This is a genomic window from Citrobacter sp. Cpo040 (assembly GCF_030332915.1).
GTDB lineage: Bacteria > Pseudomonadota > Gammaproteobacteria > Enterobacterales > Enterobacteriaceae > Citrobacter > Citrobacter portucalensis.
The window spans coordinates 1,218,672-1,243,354 of the sequence record NZ_JAOWGX010000034.1; the positions used below are offsets into that span (position 1 = coordinate 1,218,672).

General features: G+C 52.4%; 24 protein-coding genes. 17 read left to right on the forward strand and 7 right to left on the reverse strand.

The genetic code is table 11. The features are described 5' to 3' along the window. Nucleotides 1–73 precede the first annotated feature (73 nt). Nucleotides 74–1,021: a VirK/YbjX family protein gene (locus tag OGX86_RS10670; RefSeq protein ID WP_286640010.1), complete on the forward strand. Its 948-nt coding sequence runs from the start codon at nucleotides 74–76 to the stop codon at nucleotides 1,019–1,021. Here OGX86_RS10670 and OGX86_RS10675 read toward each other — a convergent pair. Continuing rightward, on the reverse strand, nucleotides 1,018–2,676 hold the full coding sequence (locus OGX86_RS10675; protein ID WP_079934520.1) for an ATP-dependent endonuclease: 1,659 nt from the start codon (nucleotides 2,674–2,676) through the stop codon (nucleotides 1,018–1,020). The genes OGX86_RS10670 and OGX86_RS10675 overlap by 4 nt on opposite strands. 371 nt (nucleotides 2,677–3,047) lie before the next feature. Between OGX86_RS10675 and aqpZ the strand changes: the two genes are divergently transcribed. From aqpZ to OGX86_RS10700, 5 genes are all read left to right on the forward strand, one after another. After that, a complete protein-coding gene (gene aqpZ / locus OGX86_RS10680) occupies nucleotides 3,048–3,743 on the forward strand; it encodes an aquaporin Z (RefSeq protein ID WP_003840208.1) in 696 nt (231 codons plus the stop codon). A gap of 267 nt (nucleotides 3,744–4,010) precedes the next feature. Beyond that, complete coding sequence (locus tag OGX86_RS10685) at nucleotides 4,011–4,910, forward strand: LysO family transporter (RefSeq protein ID WP_008785223.1); 900 nt, start codon at nucleotides 4,011–4,013, stop codon at nucleotides 4,908–4,910. Between the two features lie 155 nt (nucleotides 4,911–5,065). Then, nucleotides 5,066–6,718, forward strand: a complete 1,653-nt coding sequence (gene hcp, locus OGX86_RS10690; RefSeq protein WP_008785224.1) for a hydroxylamine reductase — start codon at nucleotides 5,066–5,068, stop codon at nucleotides 6,716–6,718. A gap of 10 nt (nucleotides 6,719–6,728) precedes the next feature. Next, nucleotides 6,729–7,697, forward strand: coding sequence for an NADH oxidoreductase (gene hcr / locus OGX86_RS10695; RefSeq protein WP_003027256.1), 969 nt, complete (start codon nucleotides 6,729–6,731; stop codon nucleotides 7,695–7,697). 179 nt (nucleotides 7,698–7,876) lie between these two features. Beyond that, entirely contained in the window at nucleotides 7,877–9,490 is a 1,614-nt protein-coding gene (locus OGX86_RS10700; protein ID WP_136392135.1) for an FAD-NAD(P)-binding protein, read from the forward strand. 74 nt (nucleotides 9,491–9,564) lie between these two features. Here the strand turns inward: OGX86_RS10700 and OGX86_RS10705 are convergent, their stop codons facing one another. After that, nucleotides 9,565–9,999: a DoxX family protein gene (locus OGX86_RS10705; RefSeq protein ID WP_003834302.1), complete on the reverse strand. Its 435-nt coding sequence runs from the start codon at nucleotides 9,997–9,999 to the stop codon at nucleotides 9,565–9,567. A 152-nt stretch (nucleotides 10,000–10,151) separates the two neighbouring features. On the opposite strand from OGX86_RS10705, the gene poxB reads away from it, so the two are divergent. The 4 genes from poxB (at nucleotide 10,152) to OGX86_RS10725 (ending at nucleotide 15,579) form a co-directional block, all read left to right on the forward strand. Then, a complete protein-coding gene (gene poxB / locus OGX86_RS10710; RefSeq protein WP_048224523.1) occupies nucleotides 10,152–11,870 on the forward strand; it encodes a ubiquinone-dependent pyruvate dehydrogenase in 1,719 nt (572 codons plus the stop codon). Between the two features lie 155 nt (nucleotides 11,871–12,025). After that, nucleotides 12,026–13,027 (forward strand): low-specificity L-threonine aldolase, encoded by a 1,002-nt coding sequence (ltaE, locus tag OGX86_RS10715; RefSeq protein WP_071444788.1) that lies wholly within the window; start codon nucleotides 12,026–12,028, stop codon nucleotides 13,025–13,027. Between the two features lie 10 nt (nucleotides 13,028–13,037). Next, nucleotides 13,038–14,468, forward strand: coding sequence for an SDR family oxidoreductase (locus OGX86_RS10720; RefSeq protein WP_267455653.1), 1,431 nt, complete (start codon nucleotides 13,038–13,040; stop codon nucleotides 14,466–14,468). Nucleotides 14,469–14,565: 97 nt separating this feature from the next. Further along, nucleotides 14,566–15,579 (forward strand): 3-beta-hydroxysteroid dehydrogenase, encoded by a 1,014-nt coding sequence (locus tag OGX86_RS10725; RefSeq protein WP_060683559.1) that lies wholly within the window; start codon nucleotides 14,566–14,568, stop codon nucleotides 15,577–15,579. Between the two features lie 100 nt (nucleotides 15,580–15,679). On the opposite strand, the gene OGX86_RS10730 is transcribed toward OGX86_RS10725, so the two are convergent. The 4 genes from OGX86_RS10730 to cspE all read right to left on the reverse strand — a co-directional run bounded on the left by OGX86_RS10730 (nucleotide 15,680) and on the right by cspE (nucleotide 17,446). Then, nucleotides 15,680–16,510: an N-acetylmuramoyl-L-alanine amidase gene (locus OGX86_RS10730; protein WP_032943958.1), complete on the reverse strand. Its 831-nt coding sequence runs from the start codon at nucleotides 16,508–16,510 to the stop codon at nucleotides 15,680–15,682. After that, entirely contained in the window at nucleotides 16,507–16,830 is a 324-nt protein-coding gene (locus OGX86_RS10735) for a heavy metal-binding domain-containing protein (protein WP_001160725.1), read from the reverse strand. The genes OGX86_RS10730 and OGX86_RS10735 overlap by 4 nt, the downstream gene beginning before the upstream one ends. A 204-nt stretch (nucleotides 16,831–17,034) precedes the next feature. Beyond that, entirely contained in the window at nucleotides 17,035–17,223 is a 189-nt protein-coding gene (gene ymcF, locus OGX86_RS10740; RefSeq protein WP_071692589.1) for a cold shock small protein YmcF, read from the reverse strand. Nucleotides 17,224–17,233: 10 nt separating this feature from the next. Beyond that, nucleotides 17,234–17,446, reverse strand: a complete 213-nt coding sequence (cspE, locus tag OGX86_RS10745) for a transcription antiterminator/RNA stability regulator CspE (RefSeq protein ID WP_286640014.1) — start codon at nucleotides 17,444–17,446, stop codon at nucleotides 17,234–17,236. A 520-nt stretch (nucleotides 17,447–17,966) separates the two neighbouring features. Between cspE and OGX86_RS10750 the strand changes: the two genes are divergently transcribed. The 7 genes from OGX86_RS10750 (at nucleotide 17,967) to yegS (ending at nucleotide 23,599) form a co-directional block, all read left to right on the forward strand. Then, a complete protein-coding gene (locus OGX86_RS10750) occupies nucleotides 17,967–18,482 on the forward strand; it encodes a lipoprotein (RefSeq protein ID WP_003834409.1) in 516 nt (171 codons plus the stop codon). Between the two features lie 225 nt (nucleotides 18,483–18,707). Beyond that, a complete protein-coding gene (artP, locus tag OGX86_RS10755; RefSeq protein WP_003027295.1) occupies nucleotides 18,708–19,436 on the forward strand; it encodes an arginine ABC transporter ATP-binding protein ArtP in 729 nt (242 codons plus the stop codon). A 16-nt stretch (nucleotides 19,437–19,452) separates the two neighbouring features. After that, the gene (gene artI / locus OGX86_RS10760; RefSeq protein WP_003027298.1) at nucleotides 19,453–20,184 is read left to right on the forward strand and encodes an arginine ABC transporter substrate-binding protein ArtI; all 732 of its coding nucleotides are present in this window, start codon (nucleotides 19,453–19,455) and stop codon (nucleotides 20,182–20,184) included. Nucleotides 20,185–20,190: 6 nt separating this feature from the next. Beyond that, on the forward strand, nucleotides 20,191–20,907 hold the full coding sequence (gene artQ, locus OGX86_RS10765; protein ID WP_003027301.1) for an arginine ABC transporter permease ArtQ: 717 nt from the start codon (nucleotides 20,191–20,193) through the stop codon (nucleotides 20,905–20,907). Beyond that, the gene (gene artM, locus OGX86_RS10770) at nucleotides 20,907–21,575 is read left to right on the forward strand and encodes an arginine ABC transporter permease ArtM (protein WP_003840185.1); all 669 of its coding nucleotides are present in this window, start codon (nucleotides 20,907–20,909) and stop codon (nucleotides 21,573–21,575) included. The genes artQ and artM overlap by 1 nt, the downstream gene beginning before the upstream one ends. Before the next feature lie 261 nt (nucleotides 21,576–21,836). Then, nucleotides 21,837–22,568 carry an arginine ABC transporter substrate-binding protein ArtJ gene (artJ, locus tag OGX86_RS10775; protein ID WP_003027308.1) on the forward strand — a complete coding sequence of 244 codons (732 nt, stop codon included), beginning with the start codon at nucleotides 21,837–21,839 and terminating at the stop codon, nucleotides 22,566–22,568. 131 nt (nucleotides 22,569–22,699) lie between these two features. Continuing rightward, complete coding sequence (yegS, locus tag OGX86_RS10780) at nucleotides 22,700–23,599, forward strand: lipid kinase YegS (protein WP_048224539.1); 900 nt, start codon at nucleotides 22,700–22,702, stop codon at nucleotides 23,597–23,599. Nucleotides 23,600–23,618: 19 nt separating this feature from the next. Here yegS and fbaB read toward each other — a convergent pair whose 3' ends face one another. Then, complete coding sequence (gene fbaB / locus OGX86_RS10785; RefSeq protein ID WP_003834421.1) at nucleotides 23,619–24,671, reverse strand: class I fructose-bisphosphate aldolase; 1,053 nt, start codon at nucleotides 24,669–24,671, stop codon at nucleotides 23,619–23,621. Nucleotides 24,672–24,683: the final 12 nt, after the last annotated feature.

Below are 24,683 nucleotides of genomic sequence, written 5' to 3' on the forward strand. Positions count from 1 at the left end.
AACAGAGTTATTGATGAATGGTTAAGATCCGCTGTGCTGAAATTAGTACAAAGGTATCAATCGGATTTATATTATGAGCCAGCTAACTGAAAGCACTTTTCTTTCCACCAAACCAGTCACGCGTTTTGGCCTTTTTTTCAGCCTGTGCAGCGGTCATTTACGGCCCGCACATTGCTGGGATAAACGGAGCTTTCGTCGTAAGTTTATCTGGCGTTCATTATTGATACCCCGCCTCACTCAGGAATGGATGACTGAACTGGCCCAATGGCCGGATCTTGGCCCCCTGCTCGCCCGTCAACCCCGACTGCCGGTTCGTTTGCACCGTCCTTATCTTGCGGCAAACTTCTCCCGCAAAATGCGTTTAGATGCGGTGCGTTTTCATTACCATTTTATCCGCCACGCATTCTTACCCGCTGAATTTAACGCCTTATTAAGCAATGACGGCTTACATCTGGCGCAAACCGAAGGTAAAGACGGCGATATATTTACCATCACCATGATGATGTTTCCGGTACTGGATAAAGAGGGTGAAGCCACCATTCAGGTGCGCAATGGTGACGGAGACGTGCTAACTAAAATGACGTTTACGTTCTGCGAATATAATGGGAAAAGGACATTATTTATTGGCGGTGTGCAGGGCAATGCGCAACTACCGCACGAAGCAATCCAAAAAGCGACGAAGTCCTGCCATGGAATTTTCCCAAAACGTATTGTGATGGAAACCATTTGCCGTTTAGCCGAACAGTTGAATATTGAAAAAATTATGGCTGTAAGCAATGAACAGCATATCTTTCGCAGTCAACGCTACCACGATAAAAACAAGGTGATCCATTCTGACTACAACGCTTTTTGGGAGTCGGTTGGCGGTGAGTGCGACAGCAACGGGTACTATCATATTCCACGCACGCTGGCGCGAAAAAGCGAGGCGGATATTGCGAGCAAAAAACGCGCAGAATACCGCCGCCGCTATCAGCTACTGGACAGCATCCATTCGCAGCTGTCGTCGATGTTTCGCCACTAATCCGCTCTGCCGCGTGCCAGCCACAGCACGCGGGAAAACATTTTTCGCAGCAGCGTTGGCACCGCATCAACGCCCCGCCGCCCGGCTTCCATCGCCACCTCAATGGCCAAATCCGGTTTTGACGAACGATGTATCGCCTTGGAGATAATTTTGCGCATATTCATAGGCACATTCTCAGGGATTTGCGCCACCCGGTGAAAGACGTCAGCAAACCCCTGGCGATACATAAAGTGTTCCATATCCAGCGCGGGGAGCATGGTCAAATGCTCACGCTCTTCCTCTCTGTCGTCATTCAATAAGCTACGTACCGTGGCCGCGTACTTTTTCCCGGCTTCATCGCCATCGACCAGCACATGCCACTCTATCCCCATCCGGCGGGCGAATTTAACCAGCGGCTTAAGACCGGACTGGGCAAATTCAATGACTTTAATCCCTTCTGCATCAAAGTGGTGTCCGCACTGGCGGGCCAGTTCGTTAATAACCCAGGTTTCCGTTTCACCTTCCACCAGCAGCCAGCAGCGGGCAAACAACGATGACGCACGATTAAAACGAATATGAAATGCGATTCGCCGACCATCTTCTGCACTGATCCCACCCGGCCCCAGCCGCCAGGCAGCGACGCGGGATGATTCACGTACCAGACGAACAACATGCTCAACAGGCGTAAGGGACAGCAGCTCACCGGAGTTGGTGGTCGCCACTCGCTGCAGAGGCAGTAAATTCAACAAGTGCCAGGCCACCGACAGCATGATGGGATGTAAACGCGTTTCCGGATCTTCCACCAGCAGTAAAGGTCGGGCGTCTTTATCCAGCCTTAGCGTGCCTTTGGCCTGCAACAAGGTCGAAAACAGGCCCAACAGAATAACCCGGTGCGTACGTCCGCCGGGTTTATCAATCATGCGGTTAATAATGTCCAGATAGCGCCAGCTCCGTTGTTCGTTATTGGAGCGACGGCGCATCAGACGGTAGCGGGACTGGCCAGCCCCCTGCTCGGAAAAATAGTGCTCCAACAACTGAACCATGGCCGATAACCCCTGGCGGATCTGCCCGTCGGTCAGGTTTTGCGGCCGGGTAGCCAGCTCACGCGCCAGAAAATCCAGTTGGCGGGCGGTGACTTCGACATCCGCCGAGTCCGGCACGGTACCGTTGCGGATCCGTCGCATGAATCGCGCGTCGCGCAGACGTAGTACCGGCATCAGACGCACAAGGTGGCGCGCCTGATCGTTAATGTCATCGAGAGGTAATGGATGGCCGTCGCCATCAAGAAAACTGCGCAAGGTAAGAACGCTACCGTCATCCGCACACTCGCCTTCCAGGCGATAAAAAATGCGGTGATAGCCATCCTGGCAAGGCGTCCAACTGGCTTCCAGAGGACGATAGCGACGCACCCGGTAACGACCCGGCTGGGATTCACGAAACGTCAGGATAATGTGCAGGTGGTGTTCCCTGCCCTGTATATCACCCGGCGGGAACCAGAAATCCTCGCGGACAAAATGATACAAGTCTGACTCCGGCGACAGCAGCAGGGTCAAGGCATCCAGCAGACTGGATTTACCCCACGCGTTCTCCCCAATCAGCACGTTGCTCTGCTCCAGCATCAACGACAGACGGTTAATACCGCGAAATCCAACAATCTCAACGCGTTCGAGAATCATATAGCCTCCGGAAATGCAAACTTTTTCCTTCAAGTTATCAGGAGTATAACGGCAAGCGGGCGCTCAGGACACCCGATATCAATCTGGCGTGAATCGCAAAAGCAAAAAAAATAAGAATATTCTTCTTATGTTTTCTCCTGAATATAATTTCAGAACTTAATCATCGTCCTTTCGCTAATTGAACTATGCTTCATTCACCCAAGATTCAAAAAGGAATCGCAACATATTGCCTTAAATCAAATTTTTTCATCAATTTAACTGGCGAAGGGATGATATTTTTTTCTAAAATACCCGCTCTTTCATCATCGTCCCTTTTAGCGATGAATTACCGGGCAAGGAACACGAACCCGGAACTTTTAATTGAGGTGGTTATGTTCAGGAAATTAGCAGCTGAATTCTTCGGTACGTTTTGGCTCGTTTTTGGTGGGTGCGGTAGTGCAGTGCTGGCAGCCGCATTCCCGGAATTGGGAATTGGATTTGCCGGTGTCGCGCTGGCATTCGGCCTGACAGTATTAACCATGGCATTCGCTGTGGGTCATATTTCAGGTGGGCATTTTAACCCGGCGGTAACCTTCGGTTTATGGGCTGGCGGTCGTTTCCCGGCAAAAGATGTTATTGGTTACGTTATTGCTCAGGTTGTGGGCGGTATTGTTGCAGCTGCGGCACTGTATCTTATTGCCAGCGGTAAAGCAGGTTTTGATGCAACGGCCAGTGGTTTTGCTTCGAACGGCTTTGGTGAACATTCACCAGGCGGTTATTCCATGCTTTCTGCCGTCGTCATTGAAATTATTCTGACCGCAGGTTTCTTATTAGTGATCCACGGCGCGACCGATAAACATGCTCCGGCAGGTTTTGCACCTATCGCAATTGGTCTGGCGTTAACACTGATTCACTTGATCAGTATTCCGGTCACCAACACCTCCGTAAACCCGGCACGTAGTACCGCAGTAGCCATTTTCCAGGGCGGCTGGGCATTGCAACAATTGTGGTTCTTCTGGGTCATGCCGATTATCGGTGGGGTTCTCGGCGGTCTTATTTACCGCACCCTGCTCGAAAAACGCGATTAATCGCTAACAAAAAGGCCTGGCGAAAGTCAGGTCTTTTTTTCCTCTCTATATTTCCTTTTATTTGCAACTTTACTCCCCTCTTTGCATTGAGTAGTGTGTATACCCGTTATACTTCAAGTTGCAGATGTGTTGACTGCGCTCGCTCCCCCCAGTCACGTACTTATGTACGCTCCCGGGGATTCACTCCCTTGCCGCCTTCCTGCAACTTGAATTATTTAGGTTATAGTGACGCATTTCGTCTTACTTCTCAGCAAGGATCTGATTTTCATGTTTTCAGGGCTGTTAATCATTCTGGTTCCCCTTATTGTGGGCTACCTTATTCCGCTCCGGCACAGGGCTGCATTACAACTTATCAATCGCCTGTTAAGCTGGATCGTCTACCTTATTCTCTTTTTTATGGGTATTAGCCTGGCGTTTCTGGATAATCTCGCCAGCAACCTGTTAGCCATTCTTCATTATTCTGCGGTCAGCGTGACGGTCATTATACTGTGTAATATTGCGGCGCTGTTCTGGCTGGAGCGTTCGCTGCCCTGGAGACACAACCACAAGCAAGAAAAGCTCCCCTCGCGAATTGCAATGGCGCTTGAGTCGCTTCAGCTTTGCGGCGTCGTCGTCATCGGCTTCCTGCTCGGCCTCACTGGGCTTCCCATTCTGCAGCATGCCACCGAAGCCAGCGAATATACGTTAATCTTTTTACTGTTCCTGGTGGGGATTCAACTGCGCAACAGCGGCATGACCTTAAAGCAAATTGTGTTGAACCGTCGGGGGATGATCGTGGCCGTCGTCGTCGTCGCCAGTTCGATGCTGGCGGGGGTTATCAATGCCTTGATCCTCGGTCTGCCGCTGAAAACCGCGCTGGCGATGGCATCAGGTTTTGGCTGGTATTCCCTGTCCGGTATTCTGTTAACCGAATCGTTCGGGCCCGTAATTGGTAGTGCCGCCTTCTTTAACGACCTGGCCCGTGAGCTGATCGCCATTATGTTGATTCCAGGAATGGTGGGCCGCAGCCGCTCTACCGCGCTGGGATTATGCGGCGCGACATCAATGGATTTCACCCTGCCCGTTTTACAACGCAGCGGCGGTCTGGAAATGGTCCCGGCAGCCATCGTCCACGGCTTTATTCTGAGTCTGTTAGTGCCTCTGCTGATGGCGTTTTTCTCCGCCTGACGCCGGGACAAATACCTCTCTGGCGGTAGTCAGCTACCGCCAAAATTGCGCTAAATCAATCTCCCTGCAAGTAGTGGCAGAAATCCCTTTTATCCCTTCGCGCACAGGCATAACCTTAAACATGTATATTAAATATAACTTTAAAAGGTGTGACCATGTTTTGTGTGCAATGTGAACAAACCATCCGTACTCCGGCAGGAAACGGCTGCTCTTACGCGCAGGGTATGTGCGGTAAAACGGCTGAAACCTCCGATTTGCAGGATCTGCTGATTGCTTCCCTACAAGGTCTGTCTGCATGGGCTGTTAAAGCACGTGAATACGGCATCATCGACCATGAGGTTGATAACTTTGCGCCGCGTGCATTCTTCTCCACGCTGACTAACGTTAACTTCGATTCCCCGCGTATTGTTGGCTATGCCCGTGAAGCTATCGCCATGCGCGACGCCCTAAAAGCGCAATGCCTGAACATCGACGCGAACGCAGCGGTCACCAACCCGATGGCCGATCTGCAACTGGTCAGCGACGATCTGGGCGACCTGCAACGTCAGGCCGCTGAATTTACCCCGAACAAAGACAAAGCAGCCATCGGCGAGAACATTCTCGGCCTGCGTCTGCTGTGTCTGTACGGCCTGAAAGGTGCGGCAGCTTACATGGAGCACGCGCACGTTCTCGGTCAGTACGACAACGAAATCTACGCTCAGTACCACAAAATCATGGCGTGGCTGGGTACCTGGCCTGCCGATATGAACGCTCTGCTGGAGTGTTCAATGGAAATCGGCCAGATGAACTTCAAAGTGATGAGCATTCTGGACGCCGGTGAAACCACCAAATACGGCCACCCGACCCCGACTCAGGTCAACGTAAAAGCAACCGAAGGTAAGTGCATCCTGATCTCCGGTCACGACCTGAAAGATCTGTACAACCTGCTGGAGCAGACCGAAGGTACCGGTGTTAACGTTTATACCCACGGTGAAATGCTGCCGGCGCACGGCTACCCGGAACTGCGTAAGTTCAAGCACCTGATCGGCAACTACGGCAGCGGCTGGCAGAACCAGCAGGTAGAGTTTGCCCGCTTCCCAGGTCCGATCGTCATGACCTCTAACTGCATCATCGACCCGACCGTTGGCGCGTACGACGACCGTATCTGGACCCGTAGCATCGTCGGTTGGCCGGGTGTGAGCCACCTCGAAGGCGACAACTTCGGTCCGGTTATCGCTCAGGCACAGCAGATGGCTGGCTTCCCGTACAGCGAAATCCCGCACCTGATCACCGTAGGTTTCGGTCGTCAGACCCTGCTGGGCGCTGCTGATACCCTGATCGACCTGGTGAGCCGCGAAAAACTGCGTCACATCTTCCTGGTTGGCGGTTGTGACGGTGCACGTGGTGAACGTAACTACTTCACCGACTTCGCCACCAGCGTGCCGGATGACTGCCTGATCCTGACCCTTGCTTGCGGTAAATACCGCTTCAACAAACTGGAGTTCGGCGATATCGAAGGCCTGCCGCGTCTGGTGGATGCTGGTCAGTGTAACGATGCTTACTCTGCCATCATCCTGGCGGTAACCCTGGCTGAGAAACTGGGCTGTGGCGTGAACGATCTGCCGCTGTCTCTGGTGCTCTCCTGGTTCGAACAGAAAGCGATTGTTATTCTGCTGACCCTGCTGTCTCTGGGCGTGAAAAACATCGTCACTGGCCCGACTGCACCTGGTTTCTTCACACCGGATCTGCTGGCAGTTCTCAACGAGAAATTTGGTCTGCGTTCCGTGACCACCGTTGAAGAAGACATGAAGCAACTGCTGAGCGCGTAAGGAGTAAAGAATGACAATGCCAACTCATCAGTGCCCATGGCGGATGCAGGTTCACCACATCCATCAGGAAACGCCGGATGTATGGACAATTTCGTTGCTATGCCACGATTATTATCCTTACCGCGCCGGGCAGTATGCACTGGTCAGCGTACGTAATTCAGCGGATACGCTGCGTGCTTACACCATTTCTTCAACGCCGGGCGTTAGCGAGTACATCACGTTGACCATCCGCCGGATTGACGATGGCGCAGGTTCACAGTGGCTAACCCGCGACGTGAAGCGCGGCGACTATATCTGGCTGTCCGATGCAATGGGTGAGTTCACCTGTGAAGATAAAGCGGAAGACAAGTTCCTGATGCTGGCCGCCGGCTGTGGTGTTACGCCAATCATGTCAATGCGTCGCTGGTTGGCAAAGTACCGTCCACAAGCGGATGTACAGGTAATCTTTAACGTTCGCTCGCCGCAAGATGTCATTTTTGCCGACGAGTGGCGCGAATATCCGGTGACATTAGTTGCTGAAAACAATGCCACAGAAGGTTTTGTTTCCGGCCGACTGACGACCGAACTGCTGAAAAGCGTACCGGATCTGACCTCGCGTACCGTGATGACCTGTGGCCCGGCACCGTATATGGATCTGGTCGAGAAAGAAGTCAAAGCGCTGGGTGTGACGCGCTTCTTTAAAGAGCAGTTCTTCACACCTGTTGCCGAAGCCGCCACCAGTGGCCTGAAGTTTACCAAGCTACAGCCGGCGAAAGAGTTCTACGCGCCAGTGGGCAGTACGCTGCTGGAAGCGCTGGAAAGCAACAAGGTTCCGGTTGTCGCCGCATGCCGTGCAGGTGTTTGCGGCTGCTGCAAAACCAAAGTGGTTGACGGTAACTACACGGTCAGCAGCACCATGACGCTGACCGACGCAGAAATCGCTGAAGGTTATGTGCTGGCTTGTTCCTGTCATCCGCAGGGTGATTTAGTGCTGGCGTAATTGGCCGGTATCTGATGTGCAAAAGGCCGCCTGGCTGTACCGGGTGGCCTTTTTTTATGCTGTCAGGCGTTGCAAAATTCTGATGTTTTCACTCTCCCCGCAAATTATCGACCACACTTACCCTGCGCAGATTAAACATAATCCCCGACTAGCACGTCGAACTTTCTACAAGGATCCCCATGAAAAAAGTGGCCATTGTCGGCGTCGGTCCCACCGGGATTTATACGTTTCATGCCCTGGTTGAGTGCGGCGAACCGCTGGAAATAGAGCTTTACGAGCAAGCTGAAGAGGCGGGCGTTGGCATGCCTTACAATAGCGACAACAACGCAGACCACATGCTGGCAAATATAGCCAGCATTGAGATCCCACCGATCTATATCAGCTATCTGACGTGGCTTCAGAATCAAAGTGATGACTATCTGGCCCAGTTTCAGATTGAACGCGCGTCTTTGCATGAGCGGCAATTTTTGCCCCGCGTGATCCTCGGCGACTATTATCGCGATCGTTTTTTAGCCATTGTCGAGAAAGCGCAACAAGCCGGTTTCACGATTCGCGTACATGAATCAAGCGAAGTCACCGACCTGCGAGCAGACCCGAATGGGGTTTCTTTGTGGATCAACCACGCGTCACAGCCCGTTGAGGTGGATTTCGCCGCTATCGCCACTGGTCATCTGTGGCCTGAAACGGATGCTCAGGAACGCAAATTTTTCCCCAGTCCGTGGACCGGTCTGATGGACGCGCAGATTGGTGCTTGCCGGGTAGGGATTCTGGGCACCTCGTTAAGTGCTATCGACGCCGCGATGGCGGTGGCCAGTCAGCATGGCACCTTCACTACCAATACCGACCATTCACTGCAATTCACACCTAAATCCGACAGTCAAAACCTGAAACTGACCCTGATGTCGCGCAGCGGGGTACTGCCTGAAGCGGATTTTTACTGCCCCCTTCCGTATGAATCGCTGAATATCGCGACGCCAGAAGCAATTGAAGATGCCATTGCCCATGGACAAAACGGATTACTGGACCGCATCTTTCAGCTTATGGCGCAACAACTGCAAGACGCAGCGCCAGGCTGGTGCCAACAGGTGGCGCTTGCGACGCTTAACGCCGACACGTTCCCCGAAGTCTATTTCGCCGACAGGCTCAGGCATGACCCTTTTGACTGGGCGAGACGTAACCTGGTAGAAGTTGAGCGCAACAAGCAGAAACAACATACCGTCGCCTGGCGCTATACCTTGCTGCGCCTGCACGAGGTTATCGAGGAGATAGTCCCTCATCTTGATACCCGCGACGAAAAACGTTTCAAGCGCGGACTGGCGCGGGTATTTATTGATAACTATGCGGCAATCCCGTCAGAGTCAGTTCGCCGACTGCTGGCGCTGCACGAAGCCGGGCTGATTGAGATCCTCGCGCTCGGCACAGATTATGAGCGCATGAATGAACAGGAAATGACGGTAATTTCCCACCACGGTCAGCGCTGCGAATTTGATGTGTTTATTGACGCCCGAGGACAACGGGCATTGCAGAGCAAAGATATCCCGTTCCCAACGCTACGCGATCAACTGCTGGCCTGTGGCGATGAGATCCCGGATATCGGCGAAGATTACACGCTGCAAGCGCCGGAAAACGCCCGCAATCGCATCGCTTTTGGCGGGCTGCCGTGGTTAATGCACGATCGTCCGTTTATTCAGGGACTGGTGGTCAGCGCTGAAATAGGCGCCGCGATGGCAAGGGCATTGACGCAGCGAGCGCTGAGACGTCGGCACAAACTATGGAACAGTGACGACATATAGATTAGCGACAAATTGAACGACGAGGCGGAGCAATGCTACGCTTTCCCGCCTCGGTATTGACTCTCAGATGGTAACTATCGCCAGGCAGAATTCCCGGCAACGGAGTAACGCCCCGCCCCCAAAAAAGCCACGGCCAGCGCGCCGATAAAGAAATAAACCAGACTTTCAATCGCCCATGCACCGGTTTTATCCAGTGTCCAGGTTTCACCCATCCCGACCATCAGCCACGCCACAACCATCGTAAACGCCAGCCCCAACGCCGCCGGACGCGTCAGGATGCCAAGAATAATCAGGCACGGTGCCACGACCTCTCCCAACAGAACGCCATACGCAATAAAGCCAGGGAAACCTTTCGCTATCAACATACCGCTGATGCCATCAATACCCGCAAAGAGTTTATGCAGCCCATGAAACAGCATCAGCCCACCTACGGCAAAGCGTAACAATAACTTGCCAAAATCTTCGTGAGTCAGTACTCGGTTAACTGAATTTAATAGTTTTATAACCATTTGAATTTATTCCTTGTTTCACCATGTCCAAAACAAACTACGCTTAATGCAGGTTAAATGAAACCTGCCGGAAATAAGGGGGAAATGAGAAGCATAACTATTATCTTCATCTAAACTTGTAACCGGTATCACATTAGAGGAGAAGGAAAACCATGAAACAAACGGTTGCCGCTTTTATTGCTAAAACACTCGAACAGGCTGGCGTAAAACGCATTTGGGGTGTAACGGGTGACTCACTTAATGGTCTGAGTGACAGTCTGAATCGTATGGGAACAATTGACTGGATGCCAACCCGTCATGAAGAGGTTGCAGCCTTCGCTGCGGGCGCTGAAGCGCAGTTGACGGGCGAACTGGCCGTCTGCGCAGGCTCGTGCGGGCCAGGCAACCTGCACCTGATCAACGGGCTATTTGATTGTCACCGTAACCACGTCCCGGTACTGGCAATCGCCGCGCATATTCCCTCCAGTGAAATAGGCAGCGGTTATTTTCAGGAGACCCACCCGCAAGAGTTGTTCCGCGAATGTAGCCACTATTGCGAGCTGGTTTCCAGCCCAGAACAGATCCCGCAGGTACTCGCCATTGCCATGCGTAAAGCCGTATTAAATCGTGGCGTCTCGGTGGTGGTTTTACCCGGTGACGTGGCGCTAAAACCTGCGCCTGAAAGCGCCACCACGCACTGGTATCAGGCGCCGCTCCCGGTGGTGACTCCACAAGAAGAAGAACTGAGAAAACTGGCGCAACTGCTGCGCTACTCCAGCAATATCGCCCTGATGTGCGGCAGCGGCTGCGCCGGTGCGCATAAAGAGCTGGTTGAGTTTGCGGCTAAAATTAAAGCGCCGATTGTTCACGCCCTGCGTGGTAAAGAGCATGTTGAGTACGATAACCCCTATGATGTGGGTATGACCGGGCTGATTGGCTTTTCATCCGGCTTCCATACCATGATGAATGCCGACACGCTGATCCTGCTTGGCACCCAGTTCCCCTATCGCCCGTTCTACCCCACCGACGCCAAAATTATTCAGATTGATATCAATCCGGCGAGCATTGGCGCGCACAGTAAAGTGGATATGGCGCTGGTAGGCGATATTAAATCCACTCTCCGTGCCCTACTGCCTCTGGTGGAAGAGAAAACCGAGCGGCAATTCCTGGACAAAGCGCTGGAGCACTATCGCGAGGCGCGTAAAGGGCTGGATGATTTAGCCAAACCCAGCGATAAAGCCATTCACCCGCAGTATCTGGCGCAGCAGATCAGCCACTTTGCCGCTGACGATGCCATCTTTACCTGCGACGTTGGTACGCCAACGGTGTGGGCAGCACGCTATCTGAAAATGAACGGCAAACGTCGTCTGCTCGGATCGTTTAACCACGGGTCGATGGCTAATGCCATGCCGCAGGCACTCGGCGCACAAGCGACCGAACCAGGACGCCAGGTTGTGGCAATGTGCGGTGACGGCGGCTTTAGCATGCTGATGGGAGACTTTCTGTCGGTTGTCCAAATGAAGCTGCCGGTGAAGATTATTGTCTTCAACAACAGCGTACTGGGATTTGTGGCGATGGAGATGAAGGCTGGCGGTTATCTGACCGACGGCACTGAACTGCACGACACCAACTTCGCGCGGATTGCCGAAGCCTGCGGCATTACGGGCATTCGCGTGGAAAAATCCTCAGAGGTTGATGAAGCGCTACAAAGGGCGATGTCAATTGACGGTCCGGTGCTGGTCGATGTGGTGGTGGCGAAAGAAGAGCTGGCGATCCCGCCGCAGATCAAACTCGAACAGGCCAAAGGTTTTAGCCTGTATATGCTGCGCGCAATCATCAGCGGACGCGGTGATGAAGTGATCGAACTGGCGAAAACGAACTGGCTCAGGTAAAACATCCTTATTAAATCACACACAAAATCATTCATGATGCATCAAGGCGGCTAGCCCGAAAATCCCCAGTCACATAGGTATACTATGTGACTGGGGTTTAAGGGTGCGGCCAACGCCGAGGCAGCTTGAAGGATGAAGTGTAATAAGGAGACACCATGATTGATTTACGCAGTGATACCGTCACCCGGCCGAGTCGCGCCATGCTGGAAGAGATGATGGCAGCCCCAGTCGGGGATGACGTGTATGGGGACGACCCTACCGTTAACGCCCTCCAGCAATACGCCGCAAAACTTTCTGGTAAAGAAGCCGCTATTTTCTTACCTACCGGTACTCAGGCTAACCTGGTGGCGCTGCTCAGCCATTGTCAGCGTGGCGAAGAGTACATTGCCGGTCAGGGCGCGCATAACTATCTCTACGAAGCAGGTGGCGCAGCGGTGCTCGGTAGCATTCAACCGCAACCTATCGACGCCGCACCGGATGGCTCCCTGCCTCTGGACAAAGTAGCTGCGAAAATCAAAGCGGACGATATCCACTTTGCCCGCACCCGCTTGCTCAGCCTGGAAAATACCCACAACGGCAAAGTGCTGCCGCGCGAGTATCTGAAAGACGCCTGGGAATTCACCCGTGAGCGTAATCTTGCCCTGCACGTCGACGGCGCACGTATTTTTAACGCCATCGTCGCCTACGGCTGTGAACTTAAAGATGTCACGCAATACTGTGATTCGTTCACCATTTGCCTCTCCAAAGGCCTCGGTACCCCCGTTGGTTCACTGCTGGTCGGCAGCCACGAGTACATCAAACGCGCTATTCGCTGGCGCAAAATGACCGGCGGCGGAATGCGTCAGGCCGGTATTCTGGCAGCGGCCGGGCTGTATGCGCTGAAAAATAACGTGGCGCGGTTACAGGAAGATCATGACAACGCCGCCTGGATGGCGGAGCAGCTGCGCGAAGCAGGGGCGGACGTCATGCGCCACGACACCAACATGCTGTTTGTTCGCGTTGGCGAAGAGCACGCTACCGCGCTGGGCGAGTATATGAAAGCGCAAGGTGTGCTGATTAACGCCTCCCCGATTGTGCGCCTGGTGATGCATCTGGACGTATCACGTGAACAACTTGCTGAAGTCGTCGCCCACTGGCGCGCTTTTTTAACCCAATAAGGAGATGGGCGTGCCGCAACGGATTTTGGTTCTTGGCGCCAGTGGCTACATTGGTCAGCATTTGGTACAGGCGCTCAGTCAGCAAGGGCATCAGGTGTTGGCTGCGGCACGTCGCATTGAACGGCTGGAAAAGCAGCAACTGGCCAATGTCAGTTGCCACAAGGTCGATTTGAATTGGCCAGATAACCTCACCCCGCTGCTGACGGGTGTTGATACGGTTTATTATCTGGTTCATGGTATGGGCGAAGGCGGTGATTTTATCGCCCACGAACGCCAGGTGGCGATGAACGTGCGCGATGCGCTGCGTAATACGCCAGTTAAACAGCTTATTTTCCTGAGCTCATTGCAGGCTCCCCGGCATGAACAATCCGATCATCTGCGTGCACGACAGATAACCGCGGACACCTTGCGCGAGTCAGGCGTGCCAATGACGGAATTGCGCGCGGGCATTATCGTGGGAGCGGGTTCCGCTGCCTTTGAAGTCATGCGCGATATGGTTTACAACCTGCCGGTTCTCACCCCTCCACGCTGGGTACGCTCGCGTACCACGCCTATCGCGCTGGAGAATTTAATGTACTATCTGGTGGCATTGTTGGAAAATCCCACACCACATCACCGCGTCCTCGAAGCCGCCGGGCCGCAGGTGTTGAGCTATCAGGAACAGTTCGAGCATTTTATGGCGGTCAGCGGTAAACATCGCCTGCTCATCCCCATCCCCTTTCCTACCCGCTGGATTTCGGTCTGGTTTTTAAACGTCATTACGTCAGTGCCGCCAACCACGGCCAAAGCGCTGATCCAGGGCTTAAAACACGACCTGCTGGCCGATGACACCGAATTACGTGCGCTGATCCCTCAAAAACTGATTGCCTTTGATGACGCGGTGCGCAGCACGTTGAAGGAAGAAGAGAAGCTGGTCAACTCCAGCGACTGGGGTTACGACGCACAGGCGTTTGCCCGCTGGCGTCCAGAATATGGCTATTTCGCCAAACAAGCTGGCTTTATCGTTGAAACCTCTGCCAGCACAAAAGCGCTGTGGCAGGTTGTGAATCGACTCGGCGGCAAAGAAGGCTATTTCTTTGGCAATATTCTATGGAAGACGCGCGCGGCGTTGGACCTGCTGGTCGGCCATAAGCTGGCAAAAGGTCGTCCCGAACACCCACTATTGCAAGTTGGCGACACCGTTGATAGCTGGAAAGTCATCATCGTTGAGCCGGAGAAACAGCTGACGCTGCTGTTTGGGATGAAAGCGCCGGGACTGGGTCGCCTGAGCTTCACACTGGAAGATAAAGGCGATCACCGACGCATTGATGTACGCGCGTGGTGGCATCCGCACGGTATGCCTGGCCTCTTCTACTGGCTGTTGATGATCCCCGCCCACCTGTTCATTTTCAGGGGGATGGCGAAGCGTATAGCCAAACTTGCAGAACAAATCACAGACTAATGATAAAAAGAGCCTGTATTCTTTCATGTTTCCCATTGCATACAGGCGTAATTCACGGAAGAATGCGCACGACGTTTTTTAAACACAGTGGATTGATATGAAGGTACTGGTTACCGGAGCCACCAGCGGCTTGGGCCGAAACGCGGTTGAGTTTTTATGCAGCAAAGGCGTCAGCGTCAGAGCCACCGGTCGCAACGAAGCGATGGGCAAGCTGCTGGAGAAAATGGGCGCAGAGTTTGTGCATGCGGATTTGACCGAGCTGGTTTCTTCGCAGGCAAAAGTGATGCTGGCCGGCATTGACACGCTGTGGCACTGCTCCAGTTTCACCTCTCCATGGGGAACTCAGGAAGCTTTTGATCTGGCCAACGTTCGTGCTACCCGCCGTCTGGGCGAGTGGGCCGTAGCCTGGGGCGTACGTAACTTTATTCATATCTCCTCTCCGTCGCTGTATTTTGATTATCACCATCATCGCGATATCAAAGAAGACTTCCGTCCCCATCGCTTCGCCAACGAATTCGCCCGCAGCAAAGCGGCTGGTGAAGAGGTGATTGCGCTGCTCGCCCAGGCCAACCCGCAGACTCGCTTTACTGTCTTGCGCCCACAAAGCTTGTTCGGACCTCACGATAAAGTCTTTATTCCCCGCCTCGCCCATATGATGTACCACTACGGCAGCATCCTGTTGCCGCACGGCGGGAGTGCGCTGGTGGATATGACCTATTACGAGAACGCGGTTCACGCGATGTGGCTGGCGAGTCAGCAAGCCTGCGATAAGCTGCCGTCGGGTCGCGCGTACAATATAACCAACGGTGAACATCGCACCCTGCGCAGTATTGTGCAGAAACTTATCGACGAGCTGAATATTGATTGCCGTATCCGCTCCGTGCCCTACCCGATGCTGGACATGATTGCCCGCAGCATGGAGCGTTTAGGCAATAAATCGGCGAAAGAGCCAAAGCTTACGCATTACGGCGTTTCGAAGCTGAATTTTGACTTTACGCTGGATACCAGCCGCGCCCAGGAAGAGTTAGGTTATCAGCCAGTTGTGACGCTGGATGAAGGGATTGAGCGTACCGCGGCCTGGCTGCGCGACCACGGTAAGCTGCCGCGTTAGGCTGATAGCCATTGCAGGGTGGCGGCACAAGCGTCACAAAATCCTGCCAAATTAACCGTAGGCCTGATAAGCGAAGCGCCATCAGGCATTGGTGTCTGCGTTAACCCTGCCCGTATTTCTCCAGTAACGCTTCGGCAATCGCCTGCGTTTCCGCGTCCGCCACGCCATTCCACAACGTCGGGCGGAAGTGCATCTGGAACGCCATAATCACCCGCTGCTGTTCACGCGGCGTCATCTCAGGTTTTACCTCATAACCATAGCGTGACAGCAGATCGAGCAATGACGCGGTTTCTACCGGCGTATGGGGCGCTCGTCCGGCGAGATAAAATGCCACACGCTGAGCATCCGGCCATGCGCCAATACCCTGAGCGGCCAGTGCTTGCCACGGAAACAGTGGACCGGGATCGTCCTTCCGCTGCGGCGCAATGTCTGCATGAGCCACCACGTTTTGCGGTTTTATGTCGTAGCGGGCGATAATATCTTTCGCCAATGGGATTAACGCCTGAATCTGCGCGGGCTCAAACGGCGCAAAATACTTGCTGCCCGCTGATTTTTGCCAGCCGCGGTTTTCCAGCTCAATGCCAATTGAGGTATCGTTAATACGCGTAGCGCCGCGCCAGAAGCTAATCCCCGCATGCCAGGCCAGATCTTTTTCCGGCACCAGTTGCCAGATACGCGGTTTACCATGGTAAAGCGGCGGCACTGCGGGGATCAAATAGTGTGAACTGACGTTTTTATCGGTCAGCGTAGCCAGGGAAGAGTCAAAATCATCGGCCGTGTAATGGATAACCAGTACTTTAATGCGCGGATAAGCAGCCTGGGCCTGACGGCGGGTATCTAACTGATACCCGTCTTTGTCGACAATCCCTTTTTCGCCAGCACATCCCACCAGCAACAGCGTAAATGCCAGCAGACACAACAGACGTTTCATCGGCGAGTTTTCACCGCGGTACCGCTGACGCTCACCATCAGCATGCTACCGTCTTTGCCTACGGTTTCGTAATCGATATCGATACCGACCACCGCATCAGCACCCAGCGCTTTCGCCTGTTCGCCCAGCTCCTGAAAAGCAATTTCACGCGCTTTACGCAGCTCTTTTTCATACGCGCCGGAGCGACCGCCAACAATATCGCGAATGCCGGCGAAGAAATCGCGGAAGATATTCGCGCCTAAAATGGCTTCGCCGGTAACAACACCGCAGTACTCCACGATGCTCTGTCCTTCCAGCGTAGGGGTTGTCGAAAACTGCATCATTAATCTCCTTTTTGCGCTAAGAGCACGACCTCAAAAGCATTATCAAACCAATACACTATGACACTCAAAGGAAAGCCCGCCAAATAAAACTGCTATCCTTGTTGATGTGTAGCGGTTTCAGGTGGTGCGTTTTTTATTTTTATTTGACTGTTATGCCGCCAGAAATAAAAAAGCCCCCAGATGTTTGGGGGCCTGAAGTTATTATTTTCTGAAATCTAATGGCGCCTGGCCGGACTGAATGTACATTGCTACGTTATCAAATGTAATCATTTTTGATTTACAAAAAATACATTTTGCCCCGAATGGATTTCCTTCAGTAACATCAAAGGTTGATGTTCTGTATTGGGAGCCATGGCAACATGGACAGCGAAAGTGAATATGATTAGTAATAATAGTTACCTCAAAGCGCCACAACATTAATTGCGGATGGACCTTTAGGTCCCTGCTCCACACCGAATTCGACTTTCTGGTTTTCATTCAGTGTCTTAAACTCATTACTTTGAATCGCTGAGAAATGGACAAAGACATCTTTGCTGCCATCTGCAGGCGTAATGAAGCCAAAATCTTTTTCAGGATTGAACCATTTAACTAAACCAGTCATTTTAGTAGACATATATTTATTCCTTAATTTGAGCCTTTCGGCAAGCTTGGTTTTTATGACAGAAACTTCGTAGTGCTTAATGAAGAGACTCAAAGAGGGGATAAACGGATTACACCTGAAAATGAGAACTGCTTGAGTAAACTACTTTGTATATCGTCTGTTATTCAAACCGACCGGATCATTAACGCACGGGCACCGAGATTAAGCAACTCTTATTTTAGCCATCCGGAGTCCCTTATAGCCAACAACACGGCATGAGTTTTGTTTAGCCAGGCGTAAAGCGCGGCAAATGGAACATGCAAATGCTCAGATGGTCTATACAGTATAAGAAGCATGAATGGCCGCCAACGCCCCGTTGCAGGTTGATATACTAAAGCTGAAGCTGGCAACGAGCGCCACCAACATGCTTCAGGTGGGGTGTCCGCGAATTTGCTTTAGCAAAAACAATGTGTTAATCGATCATACAATCTTTAGTGAGACCGAATTGTTCATCGTAGAACACAATTAGTAGGAAGCTTATAAGGAAATCATTATGCGCTATTCGAAACTCTCTCTGCTGGTTCCATGTGCACTACTTCTCAGCGCCTGTACGACCGTGACGCCGGTCTATAAAGATAACGGCACGCGTAGTGGTTCATGCATAGAAGGTGGGCCAGACAGCGTGGCTCAACAATTCTATGATTACCGTATTCAGCATCGAAACAATGACATTACCGCCCTTCGTCCGTACCTGAGCGACAATCTGGCTAAACTGCTGACCGACGCCAGCCGCGATAATGCACACCGCGACCTGTTTAACAGCGATCCGTTCTCCAGTCGCGCTACGTTACCAGACAGCGCCAGTGTCGCCAGCGCATCGACTATTCCGAATAGTGATGCACGCAACATTCCACTGCGCGTAGAGCTGAAACAAGGTGACCAAAGCTGGCGTGATGAAGTGCTGATGATCCGTGAAGGTCAGTGCTGGGTCGTTGATGATGTACGCTATCTGGGCGGCAGCGTACACGCGCCAGCCGGGACGTTGCGCCAGTCTGTCGAAAACCGCTAACCGCCCCATTCACCCGCTTAAATCATAACCCCCATAAATTGTCTGGCATTCTGCATAGAATGCCGACATTTATTCTTGCCCACTGGTGACCTCGCTATTTTGTGCTATGTTTAGAGAAGAATGCGGTTTGCATTTAACTTTTAACGCATAAATATTGCATAACTATTCTGTCAAAGGTAGTATCTGCGGCTTCAATAGCTATCAGACTGCCAGTATCGAGTGTCAATGAGTATTCAATTAAACGGCATTAACTGCTTCTACGGCGCACATCAGGCGCTGTTCGATATCACGCTGGATTGCCCTCAGGGTGAAACACTGGTGTTACTTGGCCCTAGTGGAGCCGGGAAAAGCTCGCTGCTGCGCGTACTCAACCTGCTTGAGATGCCGCGCTCAGGCACGCTCTCTATTGCGGGCAACCGTTTCGACTTCACGAAGACCCCGTCAGATAAAGCCATTCGGGATCTGCGTCAGAACGTGGGCATGGTCTTTCAGCAATATAATCTCTGGCCGCATCTCACGGTTGTGCAGAACCTGATTGAAGCGCCCTGCCGTGTGCTCGGTCTGACAAAAGAGCAAGCGATGGCGCGCGCCGAGAAACTGCTGGAACGTCTGCGCCTCAAGCCTTACAGCGATCGTTACCCATTACATCTTTCCGGTGGCCAGCAACAGCGTGTAGCCATTGCCCGCGCGTTGATGATGGAGCCGCAGGTGCTGCTGTTTGATGAACCGACCGCCGCGCTTGACCCGGAAATTACCGCCCAAATCGTCAGCATCATTCGCGAACTGGCGGAAACCAACATTACTCAGGTGATCGTCACCCACGAAGTGGAAGTTGCACGTAAAACGGCCAGTCGTGTGGTGTATATGGAAAACGGTCATATCGTCGAGTTTGGGGATGCGAGCTGCTTTGCCAACCCGCAAACCGAAGCGTTTAAAAACTATCTTTCTCACTAAGATTCGGGACAATACAATGAAAAAAGTTCTGATTGCCGCGCTAATCGCAGGTTTTAGTCTTTCCGCTACCGCAGCCCAAACCATTCGTTTCGCCACCGAAGCGTCTTATCCTCCGTTTGAATCTATCGATGCGAATAACAAGATCGTAGGTTTTGACGTTGATCTGGCAAACGCGCTGTGTAAAGAGATTGACGCTACTTGTACCTTCACCAATCAGGCCTTCGACAGCCTGATCCCAAGCCTGAAATTCCGTCGTTTTGACGCGGTAATGGCCGGTATGGACATCACCCCAGAGCGTGAAAAACAGGTGCTGTTCACCACCCCTTACTACGACAACTCTGCGCTGTTTGTGGGCCAGCAGGGTAAATACACCAGCATTGACCAGCTGAAAGGTAAAAAAGTCGGCGTTCAAAACGGTACTACGCACCAGAAATTCATCATGGATAAACATCCGGAAGTGACCACTGTGCCGTATGACAGCTACCAGAATGCCAAACTCGATCTGCAAAACGGTCGCATTGACGGTGTATTCGGTGACACCGCAGTGGTAACCGAATGGCTGAAAGACAATCCAAAACTGGCCGCGGTTGGTGACAAAGTGACGGATAAAGATTACTTCGGTACGGGTCTGGGCATCGCGGTGCGTCAGGGCAACACTGAGCTGCAGCAGAAGTTTAACGCTGCGCTGGAAAAAGTGAAGAAAGATGGGACTTACGAAACCATCTACAACAAATGGTTCCAGAAGTAATATTTGATGAATGAATTTTTTCCTTTAGCAAGCGCCGCCGGGATGACCGTCGGCCTTGCCGTTTGTGCGCTGATCATTGGCCTTGCGCTCGCCATGTTTTTTGCCGTCTGGGAGTCAGTAAAATGGCGCCCGGTGGCATGGGCGGGCTCGGCCCTGGTCACCATCCTGCGCGGTCTGCCAGAAATTCTGGTGGTTCTGTTTATCTATTTCGGCTCCTCGCAGCTGCTGCTGACGCTGGCCGATGGCTTTACGATCAATCTCGGGTTTGTACAAATCCCGGTTCAGATGCAGATCGAAAACTTCGACGTCAGCCCGTTCCTGTGCGGTGTCATTGCACTGTCATTATTGTACGCCGCTTACGCGTCGCAAACGCTGCGTGGCGCGCTGAAGGCCGTGCCACTCGGACAATGGGAATCAGGTCAGGCGTTGGGTTTGTCTAAAGCCGCGATCTTCTTTCGTCTGGTGATGCCGCAGATGTGGCGTCATGCCTTACCGGGACTGGGTAACCAGTGGCTGGTATTGCTGAAAGATACCGCGCTGGTCAGCCTTATCAGCGTGAACGATCTGATGCTACAAACGAAGAGTATTGCCACCCGTACCCAGGAGCCGTTTACCTGGTACATTGTGGCGGCCGCTATTTACCTGGTGATTACGCTGGTGAGTCAGTACATTCTCAAACGCATTGACCTGCGCGCGACACGTTTTGAGCGGAGACCAGGCTGATGCTTGAGTATTTACCTGAATTGTTGAAAGGGCTGCATACCAGCCTGACGCTGACAGTCGCCTCCATCGTGGTTGCTCTGGTGCTGGCGCTGATCTTCACCGTCATCCTGACGCTGAAAACGCCGGTGCTGGTGTGGCTGGTTCGCGCGTATATCACGCTGTTTACCGGTACACCGCTGCTGGTGCAAATCTTCCTGATCTACTACGGACCAGGACAGTTTCCGGCATTGCAAGAATATCCGGTACTGTGGCATCTGCTCTCTGAACCCTGGTTATGCGCCTTAATTGCGCTGTCGTTAAACAGTGCAGCCTACACTACGCAACTGTTCTACGGTGCTATCCGTGCAATCCCGGAAGGCCAGTGGCAGTCCTGCGGAGCGTTAGGGATGAGCAAAAAGGATACGCTGGCGATTCTGTTGCCGTACGCCTTTAAACGCGCCCTCTCCTCGTATTCCAACGAAGTGGTGCTGGTATTTAAAAGTACCTCACTGGCTTACACTATCACGCTGATGGAAGTCATGGGCTATAGCCAGCTGCTGTACGGTCGTACTTATGACGTTATGGTCTTCGGTGCGGCAGGTGTGATTTACCTGATCGTCAACGGCTTGCTGACGCTGATGATGCGCTTAATCGAACGTAAAGCGCTGGCGTTTGAACACCGGAATTAAGCATATGCCTGATGGCGCTACGCTTATCAGGCCTACGGTTCATGCACCTTTTGTAGGCCGGATAAGGTGCTAGCACCGCCATCCCACAAATATGCATAAAGCAAAATAATAAAGACGGACAACAACCTAAATTGTCCGTCTTTTTTTATACCAGTAAAAATATTTAATCGTTTTTATTGCATATAAATTCATTAAATGGCATTGTTACTCCACGCCGCAGACACGGTAATAATCATAAGATTGACAGACGGGAGTTCCACCATGAAAAAGTTAGTACTGGCCGCATTACTGGCTACTTTCGCCGCTGGCGCCTCAGCCGCTGATAAAATTAGCTTTGGTGTATCAGCAACTTATCCGCCATTTGAATCGCTTGACGCGAGCAACAAAATTGTCGGCTTTGACATCGACCTGGCAACGGCGCTGTGCAAACAAATGCAGGCGGAATGTACTTTTACCAATCATGCTTTCGACAGCCTGATCCCCGCGCTGAAATTCAAAAAATATGATGCAGTGATTTCCGGAATGGATATCACGCCCGAGCGTAGCAAACAGGTTGCGTTCACTCAGCCTTACTATGCTAACTCCGCGCTGGTTATTGCCAAAAAAGATACCTATAAAACCTTTGCCGATCTGAAAGGAAAACGCATCGGTATGGAAAACGGCACCACGCACCAGAAATACCTGCAGGACAAACATCCTGAAGTGAAAACCGTGGCCTACGATAGCTATCAGAATGCGATTATCGACCTGAAAAATGGCCGTATTGATGGCGTATTTGGCGATACCGCTGTGGTTAACGAATGGCTGAAAACCAACCCGCAGTTAGGCGTTGCCACTGACAAAGTAACCGATCCGCAATACTTCGGTACTGGCCTTGGCATCGCGGTTCGCCCGGATAACAAAGCCCTGCTGGAAAAACTGAACAGCGCGCTGGCGGCAATCAAAGCTGACGGCACGTACCAGAAAATCAGCGATCAATGGTTCCCGCAGTAACGTCTGCCCAATCTGAAAAGCCGCGCTCTGCGGCTTTTTTTATCTCTTCGCCTGCGCTTTCAGTCAGTTCTTACGCCATAAACGCTTTCCTGGCATACACTTGTTAAAACGAAAAAAAGTGAGGCAAACGGATGATAGCGTTCCCTGCCAGTTTACTGATCCTCAATGGAAAAAGTGCTGATAATCTCCCCCTGCGTGATGCCATTGCGAAGCTTCGCGATGAAGGCGTGGAAATCCATGTTCGCGTGACCTGGGAAAAAGGCGATGCCCAACGCTACGTTGATGAAGCTCGTCATCTAGGCGTTGCTACGGTGATAGCCGGCGGCGGTGACGGCACCATCAACGAAGTTTCGACAGCGCTGATTCAGTCGCAGGGTGGCAATATTCCAGCGCTGGGTATTTTACCGTTGGGAACGGCGAATGACTTTGCCACCAGCGTTGGTATACCCGACGACCTTGATAAGGCGTTAAAGCTGGCTATCGCTGCAAATGCGACTGCGATCGATATGGTGCAGGTCAACGATAAAACCTGTTTTATCAACATGGCGACCGGGGGATTTGGCACGCGCATCACCACCGAAACGCCGGAAAAACTCAAGGCCGCACTGGGCGGTGTATCGTATTTTATTCACGGATTAATGCGCATGGATACGCTCAAGCCCGACATCTGTGACATTCGTGGGGAGGATTTTCACTGGCAGGGTAAAGCGCTGGTGATTGGTATCGGTAACGGTCGCCAGGCCGGTGGTGGGCAACAGCTTTGCCCGACGGCGCTGATCAACGACGGCCTGCTGCAACTACGCATTTTTACCGGCGAAGAACTACTGCCAGGACTGCTTTCGGCGTTAACGCAATCCGAAGACAACCCTAACATTATTGACGGCGCATCGTCGTGGTTTGATATCCGCGCCCCACACGAAATTACCTTTAATCTCGATGGTGAACCACTCAGCGGACAAGAGTTTCATATTGAAATCCTGCCCGCTGCGCTACGTTGCAGACTGCCGCCAGGTTGTCCGCTATTGCGCTAACCCAACGACAATCCGAGGATCAGGCAATAGTAACTTTGCTGTCCAGATAAACGTCCTGTACGGCGTTAATCAACTTAACGCCGTCGGCCATGGTTTTCTTGAACGCTTTACGCCCCAGAATCAGCCCCATACCACCCGCACGTTTGTTAATAACCGCCGTACGTACTGCATCGCTCAGGTCGGTGTCGCCGCCGGCCGCCCCGCCAGAGTTAATTAACCCGGCGCGCCCCATATAACAGTTCGCCAGTTGGTAACGCACCAGGTCAATTGGATTCTCGCTGGTCAACTTGGTATAGACGCGATCGTCGGTGTAGCCAAAATTAACCGCTTTATACCCGCCGTTATTTTCCGCCATTTTCTGCTTAACGATATCCGCTCCGATAGTGGCAGCCAGATGGTTAGCCTGCCCGGTAAGATCGGCGGAAACATGGTAATCCACACCATCTTTTTTAAACGCGGAGTTACGCAGATACGCCCACAGCACGGTAACCATACCCAACTCATGGGCGCGCTCAAACGCTGCTGAAATCTCTTCAATCTGGCGGCGAGATTCCTCAGAACCGAAATAGATAGTTGCCCCTACCGCAACCGCACCCATATTGAACGCCTGCTCTACGCTGGCATACAGCGTCTGGTCAAAGGTATTCGGATAGCTGAGCGTTTCGTTGTGGTTAATTTTAACGAGGAACGGGATACGGTGCGCGTAGCGGCGGGAGACAGAAGCCAGCACACCGTAAGTTGATGCCACGCAGTTGCACCCTGCTTCGATAGCCAACTCCACAATATTCTTCGGATCAAAGTACAGCGGGTTAGCGGCAAACGAAGCCCCAGCAGAATGCTCTACCCCCTGATCCACCGGTAGGATTGACAGATACCCTGTCCCGGCAAGCCGCCCCGTGTTATACAGCGTCTGCATATTACGCAGCACGGCAGGCGGCCGGTTGTTATCCACCATTACGCGATCGACGTAATCATGTCCAGGCAGGTAAAGTTGGTCAGAAGGAATGGTCATACAACGATGCTGTAAAAGGCTGTCGGCATCTTTGCCAAGCAACTGCGCAATATCAGTCATAGCTATGCTCCC